This is a genomic window from Streptomyces sp. NPDC030799 (assembly GCF_055572255.1).
In genome coordinates this window covers 79711-97662 of sequence record NZ_JBVIDS010000018.1, presented here as the reverse complement: position 1 = coordinate 97662, position 17952 = coordinate 79711, and the positions used below count along the sequence as shown (strand labels likewise).

13 protein-coding genes are annotated in these 17952 nt (G+C 74.6%); 10 read left to right on the top strand and 3 right to left on the bottom strand.

The features are described 5' to 3' along the window. Positions 1–209 precede the first annotated feature (209 nt). The 3 genes from ACZ41I_RS36555 to ACZ41I_RS36545 are packed head-to-tail and all read left to right on the top strand — an operon-like array spanning position 210 to position 4278. Positions 210–1640, top strand: coding sequence for an FGGY family carbohydrate kinase (locus ACZ41I_RS36555; protein ID WP_468516165.1), 1431 nt, complete (start codon positions 210–212; stop codon positions 1638–1640). Continuing rightward, a complete protein-coding gene (locus ACZ41I_RS36550; protein WP_468516164.1) occupies positions 1637–3037 on the top strand; it encodes an FAD-dependent oxidoreductase in 1401 nt (466 codons plus the stop codon). The genes ACZ41I_RS36555 and ACZ41I_RS36550 overlap by 4 nt, the downstream gene beginning before the upstream one ends. Further along, complete coding sequence (locus tag ACZ41I_RS36545) at positions 3034–4278, top strand: NAD(P)/FAD-dependent oxidoreductase (protein WP_468516163.1); 1245 nt, start codon at positions 3034–3036, stop codon at positions 4276–4278. Before ACZ41I_RS36550 ends, ACZ41I_RS36545 begins: the two co-directional genes overlap by 4 nt. A 242-nt stretch (positions 4279–4520) precedes the next feature. On the opposite strand, the gene ACZ41I_RS36540 is transcribed toward ACZ41I_RS36545, so the two are convergent. Both ACZ41I_RS36540 and ACZ41I_RS36535 read right to left on the bottom strand, forming a co-directional pair. Further along, the gene (locus tag ACZ41I_RS36540) at positions 4521–5285 is read right to left on the bottom strand and encodes a crotonase/enoyl-CoA hydratase family protein (protein WP_399765392.1); all 765 of its coding nucleotides are present in this window, start codon (positions 5283–5285) and stop codon (positions 4521–4523) included. 88 nt (positions 5286–5373) lie between these two features. After that, positions 5374–6315 carry an NADP-dependent oxidoreductase gene (locus ACZ41I_RS36535; RefSeq protein ID WP_468516162.1) on the bottom strand — a complete coding sequence of 314 codons (942 nt, stop codon included), beginning with the start codon at positions 6313–6315 and terminating at the stop codon, positions 5374–5376. Between the two features lie 155 nt (positions 6316–6470). Between ACZ41I_RS36535 and ACZ41I_RS36530 the strand changes: the two genes are divergently transcribed. Then, complete coding sequence (locus tag ACZ41I_RS36530; protein WP_468516161.1) at positions 6471–7520, top strand: GlxA family transcriptional regulator; 1050 nt, start codon at positions 6471–6473, stop codon at positions 7518–7520. Here ACZ41I_RS36530 and ACZ41I_RS36525 read toward each other — a convergent pair. Continuing rightward, the gene (locus ACZ41I_RS36525; RefSeq protein WP_399765383.1) at positions 7450–8424 is read right to left on the bottom strand and encodes a YbhN family protein; all 975 of its coding nucleotides are present in this window, start codon (positions 8422–8424) and stop codon (positions 7450–7452) included. The genes ACZ41I_RS36530 and ACZ41I_RS36525 overlap by 71 nt on opposite strands. A gap of 96 nt (positions 8425–8520) precedes the next feature. On the opposite strand from ACZ41I_RS36525, the gene ACZ41I_RS36520 reads away from it, so the two are divergent. The 6 genes from ACZ41I_RS36520 to ACZ41I_RS36495 all read left to right on the top strand — a co-directional run bounded on the left by ACZ41I_RS36520 (position 8521) and on the right by ACZ41I_RS36495 (position 17911). Further along, positions 8521–10386: an ABC transporter ATP-binding protein gene (locus tag ACZ41I_RS36520; protein WP_468516226.1), complete on the top strand. Its 1866-nt coding sequence runs from the start codon at positions 8521–8523 to the stop codon at positions 10384–10386. Positions 10387–10473: 87 nt separating this feature from the next. Further along, entirely contained in the window at positions 10474–11013 is a 540-nt protein-coding gene (locus tag ACZ41I_RS36515; protein WP_399765379.1) for a (2Fe-2S)-binding protein, read from the top strand. After that, entirely contained in the window at positions 11010–12005 is a 996-nt protein-coding gene (locus ACZ41I_RS36510) for an FAD binding domain-containing protein (protein ID WP_468516160.1), read from the top strand. Before ACZ41I_RS36515 ends, ACZ41I_RS36510 begins: the two co-directional genes overlap by 4 nt. A 37-nt stretch (positions 12006–12042) precedes the next feature. Next, positions 12043–14232, top strand: a complete 2190-nt coding sequence (locus tag ACZ41I_RS36505) for a xanthine dehydrogenase family protein molybdopterin-binding subunit (protein WP_468516159.1) — start codon at positions 12043–12045, stop codon at positions 14230–14232. Between the two features lie 2 nt (positions 14233–14234). Then, positions 14235–16604 carry a glycoside hydrolase family 65 protein gene (locus ACZ41I_RS36500; protein WP_363216524.1) on the top strand — a complete coding sequence of 790 codons (2370 nt, stop codon included), beginning with the start codon at positions 14235–14237 and terminating at the stop codon, positions 16602–16604. A 110-nt stretch (positions 16605–16714) separates the two neighbouring features. Continuing rightward, positions 16715–17911: an exo-beta-N-acetylmuramidase NamZ family protein gene (locus ACZ41I_RS36495; protein WP_468516158.1), complete on the top strand. Its 1197-nt coding sequence runs from the start codon at positions 16715–16717 to the stop codon at positions 17909–17911. Positions 17912–17952 lie beyond the last annotated feature (41 nt).

Here is a 17952-nt window from a genome sequence, read left to right as displayed (position 1 = left end):
GGTGGCGCGGCAACAGCCCTCCTCTGAGGGGGGACGGAGAGGTGGTTCGCTGGTCGGCGGTCACTATAGAGGGGCGGGTTCCGCCTTGCCATTGTTGTCAACTCAACCATTTTCCGGGCAAGTTGAAGGCCCGCAGGAGCTTGACGCGGACGCGGTGCAACGGCAGGCTGACGCGATGTGATCTTCGGGGGAGAGCGGAAGAAGGCGTGATGACGGAGCCGGTGCTCGCCGTCGACCAGGGCACGTCCGGCACCAAGGCCCTGGTGGTCTGCCCGGAACGCGGCGTCCTGGGCACCGGGTTCGCCGAGGTCCGCCCCCGGTATCTGCCCGGCGGCCGGGTCGAGGTGGACCCGGCCGAGCTGTACGACTCCGTGGTCGACGCCGGGCGGCGGGCGCTCGCCGAGGCCGGCGAGGACGTCGTGGCCCTGGGGCTCGCCAACCAGGGAGAGACCGTCCTCGCCTGGGACCCGGCCGACGGCCGCCCGCTCACCGACGCGCTGGTGTGGCAGGACCGGCGTGCCGAGACCGTGTGCGCCGAACTCGCGCCGTACGCCGAGGAGTTGCGGCAGCTGACCGGCCTGCCCCTCGACCCGTACTTCGCCGCGCCCAAGATGGCCTGGATCCGCCGCCACCTCACCCGCGAGGGCGTGGTCACCACCTCCGACGCCTGGCTGGTCCACCGCCTCACCGGGGCGTATGCGACCGACGCCGCGACCGCCGGCCGCACCCAGCTCCTCGACCTGGACACCGCGCAGTGGTCGCCGAGGGCGCTGGAGGTGTACGGCCTGGCGGACGAACGGCTTCCGCAGGTGACCGACAACGCCCGGCACATCGGCACGACCACGGCGTTCGGCCGTGAGATCCCGCTCACCGGACTGGCCGTCGACCAGCAGGCCGCCCTGCTCGCCCAGCGCGTCACCGCGCCCGGCGCCGCCAAATGCACCTACGGCACCGGCGCGTTCCTGCTCGCGCACACCGGCGACCGCCCCCGGCGCGGCAGCTCCGGCCTGGTCAGCTGCGTGGCCTGGCAGCTCGCCGGGACCACCGGCTACTGCCTCGACGGCCAGGTCTACACCGCGGCCTCCGCCGTCCGCTGGCTGTGCGACCTCGGCGTCATCTCCTCCGCCGCCGACCTCGACCCCGTGGGCGGCAGCGTCCCCGACAGCGGCGGCGTCACCTTCGTCCCCGCCCTCGCCGGACTCGCCGCCCCCTGGTGGCGCGGCGACCTGCGCGGCTCGCTCACCGGACTCGGCCTCGACACCGGCCCCGGCCACCTGGTGCGCGCCCTGTGCGAAGGCATCGCCGCCCAGGTCGCCGAACTCGCCGACGCGGCCGCCGCCGACCTCGGCGCCCCGCTGGACACGCTCCGCGTCGACGGCGGTCTGACCCGCTCGGCCCTGCTCATGCAGACCCAGGCCGACCTGCTGCAACGCCCCGTCGAGGTGTCCGCGCTGCCCGACGTGACCGCACTCGGCGCGGCCGCCCTCGCCCGCCTCGGCGCGGACCGTACCCTGGCCGTCGAACAGGCACTGCCCGACTGGAAGCCGGCCGCCGTGTACGAACCCCGCATCACCGCCGACCGGGCCGCCGCGCACCGCGCCCGCTTCCGCACCGCCGTGGCCGCCCTGCTGCGCTCATGACCGTCACCTGGGAAGGCGCGCTGCCGAGTCGGACGTACGACGTCGTGATCGTCGGCGCCGGAGTCGTCGGCTGCGCCCTCGCCCGCGAACTCGCCCGCCGGCCCCGGCTGAGCGTCGCCCTGGTCGAGGCCCAGGACGATGTCGGACAGGGCACGTCCAAGGCGAACACGGCGATCCTGCACACCGGTTTCGACGCGACGCCCGGGACCCTGGAGGCGCGGCTGGTCCGTGAGGGCTACGACCGGCTGGGCGCCTACGCCGCCGACACCGGCATCCCCGTCGAACGCGTCGGCGCCCTGCTGGTCGCCTGGGACGAGGAACAGCTGGCCGCCCTGCCCAGGCTGGCCGAGAAGGCCGGACGCAACGACTACCGCGAGACGTCCCTGCTGGGCCCCGACGAGCTGTACGCCCGTGAACCCCGCCTCGGCCCCGGAGCGCTCGGCGCCCTGCACGTGCCGGGAGAAAGCATCATCTGCCCCTGGACGACGACCCTGGCGTACGCCACCCAGGCGGTCCGTGCCGGAGTGGACCTGTACCTGAACACCGCGGTCCGGCAGGCGACGTGGGAGGACGGTCACCGCCTGACCACCTCCCGCGGCACCCTGCGCGCCCGCCGGCTCGTCAACGCGGCAGGGCTGCACGCCGACACCGTCGACCGGCTGCTCGGCCACGAGGACTTCACCGTCACCCCGCGCCGCGGCCAGCTCCTGGTGTACGACAGGTTCGCCCGCCCGCTCGTCCGGCACATCCTCCTGCCCGTCCCGACCGCGCTCGGCAAGGGTGTCCTGGTGGCGCCCACCGTCCACGGCAACGTGCTGCTCGGCCCCACCGCCGAGGACCTCGACGACAAGCGGGCCACCGGCTCCACCGCCGAGGGCGTGGCCGGGCTGCTGGACAAGGGCCGCCGTATCCTGCCCGACCTGCTCGACGAGGAGGTCACCGCGGTCTACGCCGGGCTGCGCGCGGCCACGGGGCAGGAGGACTACCGGATCGCCGCTCACCCCGAGCAGGGGTACGTCACCGTCGGCGGCATCCGCTCCACCGGCCTGACCGCGTCGATGGCCATCGCCGCCCATGTCACCGGCCTGCTGGCCGGCACCGGGCTCGACCTCGGGCCCGTGCGCGAGCCGGAACCGCTGACCATGCCCAGTCTCGGCGAGGCCTTCCCGCGCCCCTACCAGCGGTCCGGCCTCATCGCCGCCGATCCCGCGTACGGCATCCTCGTCTGCCACTGCGAGCGCGTCTCCCGGGGAGAGATCCGCGACGCCCTCGCCGGCACGATCCCGCCCCGCACCCTGGAGGGCCTGCGCCGCCGCACCCGCGCCCGCGCGGGCCGCTGCCAGGGGTTCTACTGCGGGGCGGCGGTACGGGACCTGTTCGAAGGGGGCCGGGCATGACGACCGTGCGCCGCATCGACGTCCTCGTGGCCGGCGCCGGCCCGGCCGGACTCGCCGCCGCGGCGCGACTGGCCGCCGCCGGTGCCGGACGGGTCGAGGTGCTGGAGCGGGAGGCACAGGCCGGGGGAGTCCCCCGGTACTGCGCGCACGGCGGTTTCGGCACCCTCACGCACCCGCTGACCGGCCCCCGGTACGCACGCCGGCTCGCCGAGGCGGCCGAGTACGCGGGCGCCGTGATCCGGACCGGGGTGACGGTCCTGGACTGGGACATGGCGGCGCGGTCGGGCACGGTGCTCACCACCGTGGGCGCCGAGGGCCTGCGGACCGTCGAGGCGCGGGCTGTCGTCCTGGCCACCGGCGCCCGGGAACGCCCGCGCGCCGCCCGGCTGGTGCCCGGCACCCGCGCCGCCGGTGTCTACACCACCGGCGAACTCCAACAGGCTGTCCACCTGTTCGGGCAGCGCATCGGCACCCGGGCGGTCGTGGTCGGCGCCGACGACGTCTCCTACCGGGCGGCCGACACCGTGCGCGCGGCCGGCGCGGAGGTCGTCGCCCTGGTCACGGAACACCCGCGCGCCCGGACCGGCCCCGCCCGTGTCCGGTCGGCCCGGCTGCGCCACCTGGTCCCGCTGCTGACGGACACCACGGTCACCGAACTCCTCGGCAGGGGGCGCCTGTCCGGTGTCCGCGTCCGCCACCGCGACGGCCGTACGACCGTCCTGCCCTGTGACACCGTCGTGTTCACCGGCGACTTCGTCCCCGACCACGAACTCGCCCGGCGTGGCGGCCTCGCCCTGGACCCCGGCACCCGCGGACCCGCCGTCGATGCCCGCCTGCACACCTCCCGCCCCGGTGTCTTCGCCGCGGGCAATGTCCTGCACGCCGCCGAACCGGCCGGCACCGCCGCCCGCGAGGGCGGCCGGGCGGCCGAAGCCGTGCTGGACTTCCTGGCGGGCGGCCCCTGGCCCGACCACGGTGTCCCGCTCGTCGTCGAGGCGCCGCTGCGCTGGATCGCCCCGAACCGCATCGCCCCGACGGCTCCGCCCACCGGCCCGCACCTGCTGCGCACGGACGCCCCGCTGCACCGTGCCGTCCTGTACGTCCGCCAGGACGGCCGCCTCCTGCACCGCGAGCGGCTCGGCCCCGGAACCGCCCCGCCGCACCGCACCCTCACCCTCACCGCCCGCTGGCACGACCGCGTCGACCCCGAGGGCGGCCCGGTGCGGGTGGGGGTCGGCTGAGGCGGAGCCGTTGTCGGCGCCGGGTGCGGCCGTGCGCAGCGTGAACGACACGCACACCCTGTCGGGGCTGGACACCGTCGACCGGTCGTCCCCGACGCACGCCTACGACCCGCCGGGGCCCCCGGCCGGCTGCACGCCTCCTCGACCGGCCGGCGGCAGCGGCCGGTGCGGGTGCTCGCCGGACCCGAACCCGGCGATCCGGCAGCGTGGGGCGGGGCGACGGAGGCCGAGCGAGCGGTGGTTCACAGGTCCGTGAAGGAGCCGTGCCGTCCGGCCCCGGACGCGAATCGGGCGGCACCGTCCGCGCTCCGGGCCAACACGCTCATGCCGTGCCGGAGTTCGGTGCGCAGCGCAGTCTCCTCGTCCAGCCCCTCCTGGTCGAGGGCCGACGCACGGTCGCTGCGCAGACAGGCCTGCGGGAAGCGGGCGATGTCCGCCGCCAGCGCCTCCGCCGCGGCGCGGGCGGTGCCGGTCGCCACCACACGGTCGGCGAGACCGATCGCGTGCGCCTCGCGCGCCGGGACCGGGCGGCCGGTCAGGATCAGGTCCATGGCACGGCCGGCGCCGATCAGCCGGGGCAGTCGTACCGTGCCGCCGTCGATCAGCGGCACGCCCCAGCGACGGCAGAACACCCCGAACACGGCGTCCTCCTCGGCGACCCGCAGATCGCACCACAGGGCGAGCTCCAGGCCGCCCGCGACCGCGTGCCCGGCGATCGCCGCGATCACCGGCTTCGACAGCCGCATCCGGGTCGGTCCCATCGGCCCGTCGCCGTCCTCGGCCACCCGGTTGCCGCGCTCGGTCCCGATCGCCTTGAGATCGGCGCCCGCGCAGAACGTGCCGCCCTCCCCCCACAGCACCGCCACCCGGGCGTTGCCGTCCGCCTCGAACTCCCGGAAGGCGGCAGTGAGTTCGGTGGCCGTGGGGCCGTCCACGGCGTTGCGCACCTCGGGGCGGGACAGCACGACCGTGGTGACGTGCTCGTCGCGCTCGACACGGACCGGCATGACGGGACCTCCTTCTCCTGCCCCCGGAGTCCCCGCCGGGCACCGGGGTACGAGTGACCGGCGATCAGCCTCTCAGCAGCGCGGCCGGTCAGGGACCGACCGAGAGGACGATCTTTCCGGTGGTGCGACCGGCCTCGCCCAGAGCGTGCGCCCGCGCGGCCTCTTCAAGGGGAAAGACCTGGTCCACGAGCACGCGCAGGCATCCCTGCTCCACCAGGGACGCGATGCCGCGCAGACCCGCGTGGTCGGGTTCGACCAGCATGAACACCGCCCGGACCCCGGCCGCTTCGGCCTCCTCGACGGGGAAGGTGCCGTCGGGCGGCAGCAGCGCGACCAGCGTGCCGCCCGGCCGGAGGGTGCGCAGCGACCGGACGCAGTGCGGGCCGCCGAGGGAGTCCAGGACGACGTCGACGTCGCGGACGGTCTCGGCGAAGTCCTGGGCGCGGTAGTCGATCACCTCGTCGGCGCCCAGCGAGCGCAGCAGTTCATGCTTGGCGGCACGGGCCGTGCCGATCACGTACGCGCCGCGGGCCTTGGCGATCTGCACCGCCAGATGGCCGACCCCGCCGGCTGCCGCGTGCACCAGGACCCGCTGACCGGGCCGGACGTCCGCGGTGTCCACCAGCGCCTGCCACGCGGTCAGCGCGGCCAGCGGCAGGGCACCGGCCTCGACCGCCGTGAGGCCCTGTGGACGGGGCGCGAAGTGCCGGGCCGGAGCGGTGACGTACTCGGCGTAGGCGCCCGCCGGGTGCGGGAAACGCGGCATCCCGAACACCTCGTCACCGGACCCGAACAGGGTCACCCCGGCACCGACCGCCTCGACCACCCCGGCGACGTCGAAGCCGAGCGTGAACGGCATTCCGGAGCCGTGCGCGAACACCCCGCGCTCGCGGGTCTTCCAGTCGGCCGGGTTGACGCCCGCCGCGCGCACCCGCACCAGGATCTCGCCCCGGCCGGGCACCGGCCGGGGCACCTCGACGACCTTGAGGACGTCCGGTGCTCCGGCGCGGTCCTGGGAGACTGCGCGCATGGTCGTGGGAAGAGTGGTGCGGCCCATGATGAAGTGCTCTTTCGCCGGTGGATTGCCAGGGTTCGTGCCGGTTCTCACCGGGCACGCCCTCAGACTCCCCGGGCGGACAGCCGCCCAGTAGTGGCCCGTTGGCCAGGGAATGAAAGGATCGGGCCATGCATCGTGTCGGCGTCCTCGCCCTGGATGGCGTCCTGCCCTTCGAACTCGGCATCCCCGGGCGGATCTTCGGCGCCGCGTTCGACGCCGAGGGCAACCGGCTCTACTCCGTGACCACCTGCAGCGTGGAGGGCGGCCCCGTCCGCACCGAGGCCGACTACCGGCTCAGCGTCTCCCACGACGCCTCCCTGCTGGCCACCGTGGACACCGTCGTCGTACCGCCCTCCCATGCGCTCGGCCCCATCCGCGAGGAGGGCCGCCTCCCGGACCGCCTGCGCGAGGCCCTGGCGGCCGTCCGGCCCGGCACCCGGATGGTGGCGATCTGCACCGGCGCCTATGTGCTGGCCGCCGCCGGACTGCTCGACGGCCGCCCCGCGACGACGCACTGGCGCGAGGCCGAGCGCCTCCAGCGCATGTGCACCACCGCGCGGATCGACCCCGACGTCCTCTTCGTCGACGACGGCGACATCCTGACCTCCGCCGGGGTCGCCGCCGGCATCGACCTGTGCCTGCACATCGTCCGCCGCGACCACGGCAGCGGTATCGCCAACGACGTCGCCCGTCTCTGCGTCGTGCCGCCCTGGCGTGACGGCGGCCAGGCCCAGTACATCCGGCGCCCGGTGCCCGACCCCGAGGCCCCCGGCACCGCCCGCACCTGCGCCTGGGTCGTGGAACGCCTCGCCGAACCCGTCACCCTGGCCGACATGGCCGCGCACGCCAACGTCAGCGTGCGGACCTTCACCCGCCGCTTCCGCGAGGAGGTCGGCACCAGCCCCGGCCGGTGGCTCGTCCGTCAGCGCGTCGACCTGGCCCGGCACCTGCTGGAGACCACCGACTGGCCCGTCGACGTCGTCGCCGAGCGCGCCGGACTCGGCACCGGTGTCTCCCTCCGGCAGCACCTGCACGCCGCCCTCGGGGTGACGCCCCAGGCGTACCGCCGGACCTTCCGCCCGGCCCTCGCCGGTGCCGGCGCGAGCCTCAGATCACCTTCAGCCGTACCAACGCCCCCAGCGTCAACGCCCCCGGCAGCAGCGGCACCCACACGGTGATGACGCGGTAGGCGAGGACCACCGCCGTGGCCACCGCGGCCGGGCCGCCCACCGCGACCAGCGCCACGATCAGCGCCGCCTCGACCGAACCCAGGCCGCCGGGAGTGGGTACCAGCGCCACCGCCACGGTCGCCGCGAGGTAGGCAAGCGCCATGTGCGCGGGCGGCACCGGAAGCCGCAGCGCCTGCCCGACCGCGGCGAGGCCGGCCGCCTGCAGGGCGGGGAAGGCCAGCGAGCCGCCCCACAGGGCCAGGGCGCGGGCCGGCCGGCTGTGCACCGACCGCGCCTCGCCGAGGGCGTCCCGCACGAAGGCGTGCACACGCGTGCGCAACGGTCGTACCAGGGCCACGACGGCCGCTGCCACCGCCGCCAGACCGGCCGCGCCCAGCAGCAGCGGAAGCGCCGAACCGTCCGGCAGCAGGGGCCCGAGCCGCAGCGCGTCGGGGAAGGCGAGCAGCAGCGCGGACAGCAGACCGACCCGGCCCACGGACTCGGCCAGCAGGTACAGGGCGAGCGCGGCCGAGGAGCGGGCGAGCGGCACCCCGCACACGGTCATGAAGCGCAGGTTCACCGCGCCCGCGCCCAGTCCGGTGGGCAGCAGGTGGTTGGCCGAGGCCGCCGCGAACTGGGTGGCCAGCAGCCGTCCCTTCGGCAGCGGCTGCAGCACCGCACCCTGACGGGTGACCGCGGCGGCCACCCAGGTCAGACAGGTGGTGCCGGCCGCCGCGAGCAGCCACGGCCAGGAGGCGGTGCGCAGCTGGCCGAAACCCTCGGCGAGCAGGGCGCGGTTCCGTACGGTGACCACGGCGACGAGCGCGAGCGGCAACAGGCACAGCACCCGGCGGACCGGGACGCGACGGGGGAGTCGTCCCCGGGGCCGTGGGGAAAACGGGACGGCAGTCACATCTGCAGAGGTTCTCCGCGCCACCCCAACGGGGGGTGAAGCGGCAGGAACATTGACCTCAACGAAGGTTGAGGTTCTACGTTCTCTCCCATGAGCATGGAGACCACCGCCTGGACGCAGCTGCACAGCGTGATGAACGCGCAGTCGGAACGCCGTCCGTTCGCCCGCGCCACGCTGCGCCGCATCGCCGCCTTCGCCCGCCCGCACCGCGCGGGCATCGTCCGCTTCGTGCTGCTCGGGGTGGTGACGGCCCTGCTCGCCGTGGCCACCCCCGTGCTCGCCGGCCGCGTCGTCGACGCGATCGTGGCGGGGCACGACTCCGGCACGGTGGTCCGGCTGTCCCTGCTCATCGCGCTGGTCGCCCTCGCGGAGGCGGGGCTCGGCATCCTCGGGCGCCGCCTGTCGGCGATGCTCGGCGAGGGGCTCATCCTCGACCTCAGAACGGCTGTGTTCGATCATGTGCAGCGCATGCCCGTCGCGTTCTTCACACGGACACGTACGGGAGCGCTGGTCAGCCGTCTCAACAACGACGTGATCGGCGCCCAGCGGGCGTTCGCCAACACCCTGTCCGGCGTGGTCAGCAACCTGGTCACCCTGCTGCTCACCCTCGCGGTGATGCTCACCCTGTCCTGGCAGATCACCCTGCTCGCGCTGGTGCTGCTGCCGGTGTTCGTGCTGCCCGCCCGTCGTATGGGCACCCGGATGGCACGCCTGCAACGGGAGGCCGCGGCGCTGAACGCGGCCATGGGCACCCGGATGACCGAGCGCTTCTCCGCCCCCGGCGCCACCCTGGTCAAGCTGTTCGGCCGCCCCGAGGAGGAGTCGGCGGAGTTCGCGGCCCGCGCCGCGCGGGTGCGGGACATCGGGGTGCGCACGGCCACGGCCCAGTCGGTGTTCATCACCTCCCTCACCCTGGTCTCCGCCCTCGCACTGGCCCTCGTCTACGGTCTCGGCGGCTGGTTCGCGCTGCACGGCACCCTGCAGGCAGGGGCGGTCGTCTCGCTGGCTCTCCTGCTCACCCGCCTCTACGCCCCGCTGACCGCGCTGGCCGGAGCCCGGGTCGAGGTGATGAGCGCGCTCGTCAGCTTCGAGCGTGTCTTCGAGGTGCTGGACCTCACGCCGCTCATCAAGGAGAAGCCGGACGCCGTCGAGGTCCCCGAGGGCCCCGTCGCCGTCGAGTTCGACGACGTCCGCTTCGCCTACCCGTCCGCCGACCAGGTCTCCCTGGCCTCCCTGGAGGAGGTCGCCACCCTCGACAGCCGTGGCGGAGCCGAAGTCCTGCACGGCATCTCCTTCCGCGCCGAACCCGGCGAGACCGTCGCCCTCGTCGGCTCCTCCGGCGCCGGCAAGTCCACCATCGCCCAGCTGCTGCCGCGCCTGTACGACGTGAACGCGGGCGCCGTCCGCATCGGCGGCGTCGACGTCCGCGACCTGACGGCCGCATCCCTGCGCGGCACGCTCGGCATGGTCACCCAGGACGGCCACCTCTTCCACGACACCGTCCGCGCCAACCTGCTGCTGGCCCGCCCGGACGCCACCGACGAGGACCTGTGGGACGCGCTGGGCCGCGCCCGGCTCGCCGAGGTCGTGCGGTCCCTGCCCGACGGACTGGACACGGTGGTCGGCGAGCGCGGCTACCGGCTCTCCGGCGGCGAACGCCAGCGGATGACCATCGCCCGGCTGCTGCTGGCCCGGCAGCGCGTGGTCATCCTGGACGAGGCCACCGCTCACCTGGACAACACCTCCGAGGCGGCCGTCCAGGAAGCGCTCACCGAGGCCCTGGAGGGGCGTACCGCCGTAGTGATCGCCCACCGGCTGTCCACGGTGCGGGCCGCCGACCAGATCCTGGTCGTGGAGTCCGGCCGGATCGTGGAGCGCGGCACGCACGAAGCGCTTCTGGCGGCGCAGGGGCGGTATGCGGAGCTGTACCGGACGCAGTTCGCCGAGGTGCCGTCGGTGTGAGCGGGTCCGCCTCCCCACGTGTGAGGCGCCGTCGCGTGGATACGCGGTGTGCACGGCATCAGGGCCCGTCCGGAAGGCCACCCTGCCATGACCAGTGCAAACGACTTGGCTCCGGACTCGGAGATCACCCTCCGGGTCAATGGAAAACCCCACACCCTGCACATCGACCACCGGCGAACCCTGCTGGACCTGCTCCGGGAGGATCTCGGCCTCACCGGGTCGAAGAAGGGCTGCGACCACGGCCAGTGCGGTGCCTGCACCGTGCTGGTCGACGGCCGCCGCCTGAACAGCTGTCTGCTGCTCGCGGTCGCCCTCGACGGCAGCGAGATCACCACCGTGGAGGGCCTCGGCGGGGACGGTGAGGAGCCGCACCCGCTGCAGCGGGCCTTCCTGGACCGCGACGCCTTCCAGTGCGGCTACTGCACGCCCGGACAGATCTGCTCCGCCGTCGGCATGCTCGCCGAGGCCGCGGCCGGCCACCCCTCCCACGTCACCGACCCCGCGGCCCCCTCCGGCAGTCCCGTCCCGCTGGACCGGTCCGAGATCCGTGAGCGCATGAGCGGCAACCTGTGCCGGTGCGGGGCCTATCCCCGTATCGTCGAGGCGGTCGAGGACGTGATCCGGTGAACGGCTTCGGATATCTCAGGCCCCGCAGCGTCCAGGAGGCGGTCGAGGCGTACGCCGCCCACCCCGGCGCCCGCTATCTGGCCGGCGGCACCAACCTGGTCGACCTGATGAAACTCGGCGTGGAACGCCCCGCCGTCCTCATCGACGTGGGCCGGCTGCCGCTGGACACGATCGAGGAGCTGCCCGACGGTTCGCTGCGCGTCGGCGCCACCGTCCGCAACAGCGACCTGGCCGCCGACCCGCGCGTCCGCGACCGCTACCCGGCGCTGTCCCAGGCGCTGCTCGCGGGCGCCTCCGGACAGCTGCGCAACGCCGCCACCACCGGCGGCAACCTGCTGCAGCGCACCCGCTGCCCCTACTTCCAGGACCTGGACAAGCCCTGCAACAAACGCGAGCCGGGCAGCGGCTGCGGCGCCCGGGACGGCGTCCACCGCGACCACGCGGTCCTCGGCCACTCCCCGCACTGCATCGCCACCCACCCGTCCGACATGGCCGTCGCCCTCGCCGCGCTCGACGCCCAGGTGGAGCTGCACGGCACCGACGGCACCCGGCGCCTTCCGGCGGCCGGCTTCCACCGGCTGCCGGGGGAGCATCCCGAGCGGGACACCTGGATCCGCCCCGGCGAACTGATCACCGGCGTGCTGCTCCCGGCCGCGACCGCCGGCGTCCCGTCCGCCTACCGCAAGGCCCGCGACCGGGCGTCGTACGCCTTCGCGCTCGCCTCCGTGGCCGTCGTCCTGCGGGTCGCCGACGGCGTCGTCGACCAGATCGGGGTCGCCTTCGGCGGACTGGCCCACATGCCCTGGCGGGCCCGGCACACGGAGCTGGCCCTGCTGGGCGCCTCCGCCACCCCCGCCGCCTTCGAAGGCGCGGTCGACCTGGAACTCGCGCACGCGGAGCCGCTGCGGGACAACGCCTTCAAGGTGTCCCTCGCCCACAACCTCGCCCTGGACGTCCTGAACCGTCTCGCCCCGGCCCCCGCCCCGGCCTGAGCCGGCGCGGGAGGAGCGAGCAGAGCAGGAGGAACCCATGACCGGCAACTCCCCGGGCACCCCCACAGAGCCCCGGGACACACGGCACACCGGGGCGGTGGGCGAGCGCCGGCCGGACCGGAGTGCGGGCCCCGGCACCGCCCTGGGCGCCCCGGTCGAGCGCCGGGAAGGACGGCAGAAGGTCGCCGGCACCGCCCGCTACGCCGGCGAGTATCCCCTGCCCGGCCGCGCCCACGCCTGGCCCGTGCCCGCTCCGGTCGCGCGCGGCCGGGTCACCGCCGTCGACACCTCGGCCGCCCTCGCCCTGCCCGGCGTCCTCGCCGTCCTCACCCCCGACGACGCACCCCGGCTCGCCGAGCCCGAGGACGCCACGCTCGCCGTGCTGCAGGGCCCGGATGTGCCGCACCGGGGCTGGTGCGTGGCCCTGGCCGTCGCCGAGACCCCCGAGGCGGCCCGCGCCGCCGCCCGGGCCGTGCGCGTCACCTGCGCGGCCCGACCCCACGACGTCGTACTGGACCCCGGCCACCGGGACGCCTATGAACCCGAGGAGACCAACGCCGGCTTCCCGGGCCGCGTCGTGCACGGCGATCCGAAGGCCGCCTTCGCCGCCGCCGACGTCCGCGTCGACACCGTCTACCGGGTGCCGCCGCTGCACAATCACCCCATGGAGCCGCACACCAGTACCGCTCACTGGGAGGGGGACCGGCTCACCGTGTACACCTCCAGCCAGGGCGGTACGACCGTGCGGGAGGTCCTCGCCCAGCTGTTCGGGCTGCCCGAGGACCGGGTCACGGTCGTCTGCGAGCACGTCGGCGGCGGCTTCGGCTCCAAGGGCACCCCGCGCCCGGACGTCGTCCTCGCCGCGATGGCCGCCCGGCACACCGGCCGGCCCGTCACTCTCGCCTGGCCCCGCCGCCATCTGCCCAGTGCCGTCGGCCACCGCGCCCCCACCGAGCAGCGGCTGCGGCTCGGCGCGCACGCGGACGGCCGGCTCACCGCCGTGCTGCACGAGGTCACCACCCACACCTCGCGGGTGCGGGAGTTCGTGGAGCAGGCCGCGGTGCCTTCCCGCGTCATGTACGACGCCCCGGCGCTGCTCAGCGCCCACCGGGTGGTCCCGCTCGACGTGCCGAGCCCCTCCTGGATGCGGGCACCCGGCGAGGCGCCCGGCATGTACGCCCTGGAGTCGGCCATGGACGAACTCGCCGACGCGCTCGGCATGGACCCGGTGGAGCTGCGCGTCCGCAACGAGCCCGAGCGTGAGCCCGGCAGCGGCCAACCGTTCAGCAGCCGGCACCTCGTGGAGTGCCTGCGGGAAGGCGCCCGCCGCTTCGGCTGGGAGGGGCGCGACCCACGTCCGGGTGTCCGCCGCGAGGGCCCGCTGCTCATCGGCACCGGCGTGGCCGCGGCCACCTACCCGGCCGCCGCCGTCCCGGCCACCGCGACCGCCCGGGCCCTGCCCGACGGCACCTTCGCCGTCCGGATCAACGCGACCGACATCGGCACCGGGGCCCGTACCGTCCTCGCCCAGATCGCCGCCGACGCCCTCGGCGTGCCCCTCGACCGGGTCCGCACCGAGATCGGGCGCAGCGACCTGCCGTCCGCCTGGCTCGCCGGCGGCTCCATGGGCACCGCCTCCTGGGGCTGGGCCGTGCACGACGCGTGTGCCGAACTGGCCTCCCGGCTGGCCGCGCACACCGGACCGCTGCCCGCCGACGGCATCGAGACCCGTGCCGACACCGCCGGGCAGGCCGACGCCGACAGTCCCTACGCCCGGCACGCCTTCGGCGCCCACTTCGCCGAGGCCGTCGTCGACACCGTCACCGGCGAGACCCGGGTACGGCGGCTGCTGGGGATCTTCGCCGCCGGTCGGATCCTCAACGCCCGCACCGCGCGCTCCCAGTTCACCGGGGGCATGACCATGGGCCTGGGCATGGCCCTCACCGAGGGCAGCACGATGGACCGGGCCTTCGGCGACTTCGCCGAGGCCGACCTCGCCTCCTACCACGTGCCCGCGCACGCCGACGTCCCCGACATCGAGGCCGACTGGATCGACGAGGACGACCCGCACCTCAACCCCATGGGCAGCAAGGGCATCGGCGAGATCGGCATCGTCGGCACCGCCGCCGCCATCGGCAACGCCGTCCACCACGCCACCGGCGTCCGCTTCCGCCACCTGCCCCTCACCCCCGACCGGATCCTCACCGGCCTGCTCGCCGGGGGGTGACGGTGCCGGGACCGACCTGGGAGTACGACGGCTACCGCCCCGAGGAGGAACGCCTGCGGGAGTCCCTGTGCACCGTCGGCAACGGCTACTTCGCGACCCGCGGGGCGCTGCCCGAGTGCACCGCCGACGACATCCACTACCCGGGCACCTACGCGGCCGGCTGCTACGACCGGCTCACGTCCGAAGTCGCCGGACGCCAGGTCGAGAACGAGGACATGGTCAACCTCCCCAACTGGCTGCCGCTGCGGTTCCGTCCGGCGGGCGGCGCCTGGCTCACCCCTGACACCGCCCCCGTCACCGAGCACCACCAGATGCTCCACCTCGATCCCGGCCTGCTGGAACGCCGCACCGGCTACGGCCTGGACGGCGAGGCCACGCTCCAGGTGCGCCAGCTGCGGCTCGTCCACCTCGCCGACCCCCATCTCGCCGCTCTGCGCACCGAGTTCACCGTCGAGGGCGGCAGCCTCGACCTGGAGGTGGAGGCCGCGCTCGACGGACGGGTCACCAATTCCGGCGTGGCCCGCTACCGGGACCTGGACGGCCGGCACCTCATGCATGTGCGGACCGGCATCGCCGCACACGACACCGTATGGCTGCGCTGCCACACCCGTACCTCCCGCATCGAGTTCGGCCTCGCCGCCCGGCTGACCGCCGACGCGCCGGTGCTGCTGGTGCCCGAACCCGAGCGCGCCGTCCAGCACGTGCGGCTGCGCCTGGCGCCCGGCCGCACCGTCACCGTCGACAAGACAGTGGCGCTGCACACCTCCCACGACCCGGCCATCGGCGACGCGCTGCAGGCGGCCGTCGACCGTGTCGGCGCCGCCCCCGGCTTCGACGCACTGCAGGAGGCGCACGCCGCGGCATGGGAGCAGCTGTGGCGGCGCACCGCGCTGGAGGTCCCCGGCGAGGCGGGCAGCATCCTGCGCCTGCACCTGTTCCATGTGCTGCAGACCCTCTCGCCGCACACCGCCGACCTCGACGTCGGCGTCCCCGCGCGCGGGCTGCACGGCGAGGCCTACCGAGGTCATGTCTTCTGGGACGAACTCTTCGTGCTGCCCTACCTCAACCTGCACCTGCCCGAGGTCTCCCGCGCCCTGCTCCACTACCGCCACCGCCGGCTGGACGCCGCCTGCCAGGCGGCCCGGGACGTCGGCCGGCGCGGCGCGCTGTACCCGTGGCAGAGCGGCAGCGACGGCCGCGAGGAGACCCAGCAGCTCCACCTCAATCCCCGCTCCGGCCGCTGGCTGCCGGACCACTCCCGGCTGCAGCACCACGTCGGCTCGGCGGTGGCCTACAACATCTGGCAGTACTGCGAGGCGACCGGCGACATCGACTTCCTGCACGGCGAGGGCGCCGAGATGCTGCTGCACATCGCCCGCTTCTGGGCGGACTCGGCCCACTACGACGACCGTCTCGGCCGGTACCGCATCCGGGGCGTGGTCGGCCCCGACGAGTACCACGACGCCTACCCCGGCGCCGCCGCACCGGGCCTGGACGACAACGCGTACACCAACGTCACCGCCGCCTGGGTGCTCGCCCGCGCCCTGGAGCTGCTGGACCTGCTGCCCGAGCCGCGCCGCCGTGAACTCGCCGAGAGCGCCGGCCTCGACCAGGAGGAGCCCGCCCGCTGGGAGGAGATCTCCCGCACCCTGCACGTGCCCTTCCACGACGGGGTGATCAGCCAGTTCGAGGGCTACGGCGACCTCGCCGAGCTGGACTGGCACGGCTACCGCAAGCTGTACGGCGACATCCGGCGCCTGGACCGGATTCTGGAGGCGGAGGGCGACACCGTCAACCGGTACAAGGCGTCCAAACAGGCCGACGTCCTGATGCTCGGCTACCTCTTCTCGGCGACCGAACTCCGTGCGCTCCTCGGCCGGCTGGGCCACCACCTCGACGAGCGGACCTGGACCGCGACCGTCGACCACTACCTGCACCGCACCAGTCACGGCTCCACCCTCAGTGGCCTGGTCCACGGCTGGGTGCTGGCCCGCTGCCGCCGCGCCGGCTCCTGGGCCTTCGTCCAGGAGGCGCTGCGCGGCGACATCGCCGACCTGCAGGGCGGCACCACCGGAGAGGGCATCCACCTCGGGGCCATGGCCGGCACCCTCGACCTCGTCCAGCGCGGACTGACCGGCCTGGAGACCCGCAGCGGCGCTCTGTATCTCGACCCGGTCCCGCTGCCCGAACTCTCCTCCTACGGCTTCTCCATCCGCTACCACGGCCACTGGGGCGTCCATCTGCGCCTGCGCAGCGGCCTGCTGGAGATCGCCGTACCGTCCTCCGACCGCTCGCTCATCGACCTCTGCCTGCGCGACCGGGTCGTACCGGTCGGACCGGGGGAGACGGCACAGCTGGTCGTACCGGAGTGAGCGCACGGCACCCCCTGCGAGTGGTTCATTGCTAAATTCCCGGACATGCCAGTAGATTCCGGACAACCACTCGGAGAGCGGGCGAGATGTCACCGGCAGACGGGGCCAGGATGAGCACGGACGACCGCGGCACGGTGACGACCGGGATCGCACGACTGCACGCGTCTCCCGCGCTCGCCGGACCCGGCCGGCTCGGGCTGGTCACCAACCACACCGGCGTCCTGCCCGACCTGCGCCCCGCCGCGCCCGCGCTGCTGGAGGCCGGCGCACGGCTGGTCGCCCTGTTCGGCCCCGAGCACGGGCTGCACGGGTCGGCCCAGGCCGGCCGGAGCGAGGCCGCCGGGACCGACCCCGCCACCGGCCTGCCGGTCCACGACACCTACCGCTGCGACGGCGAACGCCTGGACGCACTGCTGCTCGACAGCGGCGTCGACGCCCTGGTGTTCGACCTGCAGGACATCGGGGCCAGGTACTACACCTACGTGGGGACCATGTTCGACCTGATGGTCTCGGCGGCCCGCACGGGCGTGCGGTTCGTGGTCGCCGACCGGCCCAACCCGCTCGGCGGACTCGTCAGCGAGGGCCCGCTGCTCGAGGAGGCCTGGGCCAGCTTCGTCGGGCGCGCCCCGACACCCGTCCGGCACGGCCTCACCTGCGGCGAACTCGCCCGGCATCTCAACGCCTCGATCGTGCCCCGAGCGGCCGGGGCCTGCGCCGACCTGACGGTGATCGAGGCCGTCGGCTGGCGGCGCGCCATGGACGCCGGGGCGACCGGCCTGCCGTGGGTCGCGCCCTCGCCGAACATCCCGACGCCCGCCACCGCCGCCGTCTACCCCGGCACCTGCCTGTTCGAGGGCACGAACCTCTCCGAGGGCCGCGGCACCACGCAGCCCTTCGAGATCGTCGGGGCCCCGTACATCGACGCGCGCTTCGCGCCCGCGCTCGCCGAACTCGCCCTGCCCGGAGTGTACTTCCGTGATCTGCGGTACGTACCGACCTTCCACAAACACGCCGGACGGCCGCTGCGCGGGGTCCAGCTCCACCTCACCGACCGCGAGGCGTTCGCTCCCGTACGCACCGCCGTCGCGATGCTCGCCACCCTGCGGCGGCTGTACCCGGACGACTTCGCCTGGCACACCCCGGACGGCGGCGCGGAGCGGACCGGCCACCGGCACTTCATCGACCTGCTGTGGGGCTCCGACCGGTTGCGGCACACCATCGACGCGGGCGGCGACCCCCTGCCCCTGTGCGCCCCACCGGCCCCGCCGGTCCACTGGGCCGGCGCCGACGCGCTGCTGTACGCCTGATATCCGCTGCCCGCCGGGCGATCCGTGAAGAGAAGGACAAC

Coding starts and splice junctions, on each gene's coding strand:
- ACZ41I_RS36555 (WP_468516165.1), top strand. CDS start 210: ATGACGGAGCCGGTGCTCGCCGTCGACCAGGGCACGTCCGGCACCAAG.
- ACZ41I_RS36550 (WP_468516164.1), top strand. CDS start 1,637: ATGACCGTCACCTGGGAAGGCGCGCTGCCGAGTCGGACGTACGACGTC.
- ACZ41I_RS36545 (WP_468516163.1), top strand. CDS start 3,034: ATGACGACCGTGCGCCGCATCGACGTCCTCGTGGCCGGCGCCGGCCCG.
- ACZ41I_RS36540 (WP_399765392.1), bottom strand. CDS start 5,285: ATGCCGGTCCGTGTCGAGCGCGACGAGCACGTCACCACGGTCGTGCTG.
- ACZ41I_RS36535 (WP_468516162.1), bottom strand. CDS start 6,315: ATGCGCGCAGTCTCCCAGGACCGCGCCGGAGCACCGGACGTCCTCAAG.
- ACZ41I_RS36530 (WP_468516161.1), top strand. CDS start 6,471: ATGCATCGTGTCGGCGTCCTCGCCCTGGATGGCGTCCTGCCCTTCGAA.
- ACZ41I_RS36520 (WP_468516226.1), top strand. CDS start 8,521: ATGGAGACCACCGCCTGGACGCAGCTGCACAGCGTGATGAACGCGCAG.
- ACZ41I_RS36515 (WP_399765379.1), top strand. CDS start 10,474: ATGACCAGTGCAAACGACTTGGCTCCGGACTCGGAGATCACCCTCCGG.
- ACZ41I_RS36505 (WP_468516159.1), top strand. CDS start 12,043: ATGACCGGCAACTCCCCGGGCACCCCCACAGAGCCCCGGGACACACGG.
- ACZ41I_RS36495 (WP_468516158.1), top strand. CDS start 16,715: ATGAGCACGGACGACCGCGGCACGGTGACGACCGGGATCGCACGACTG.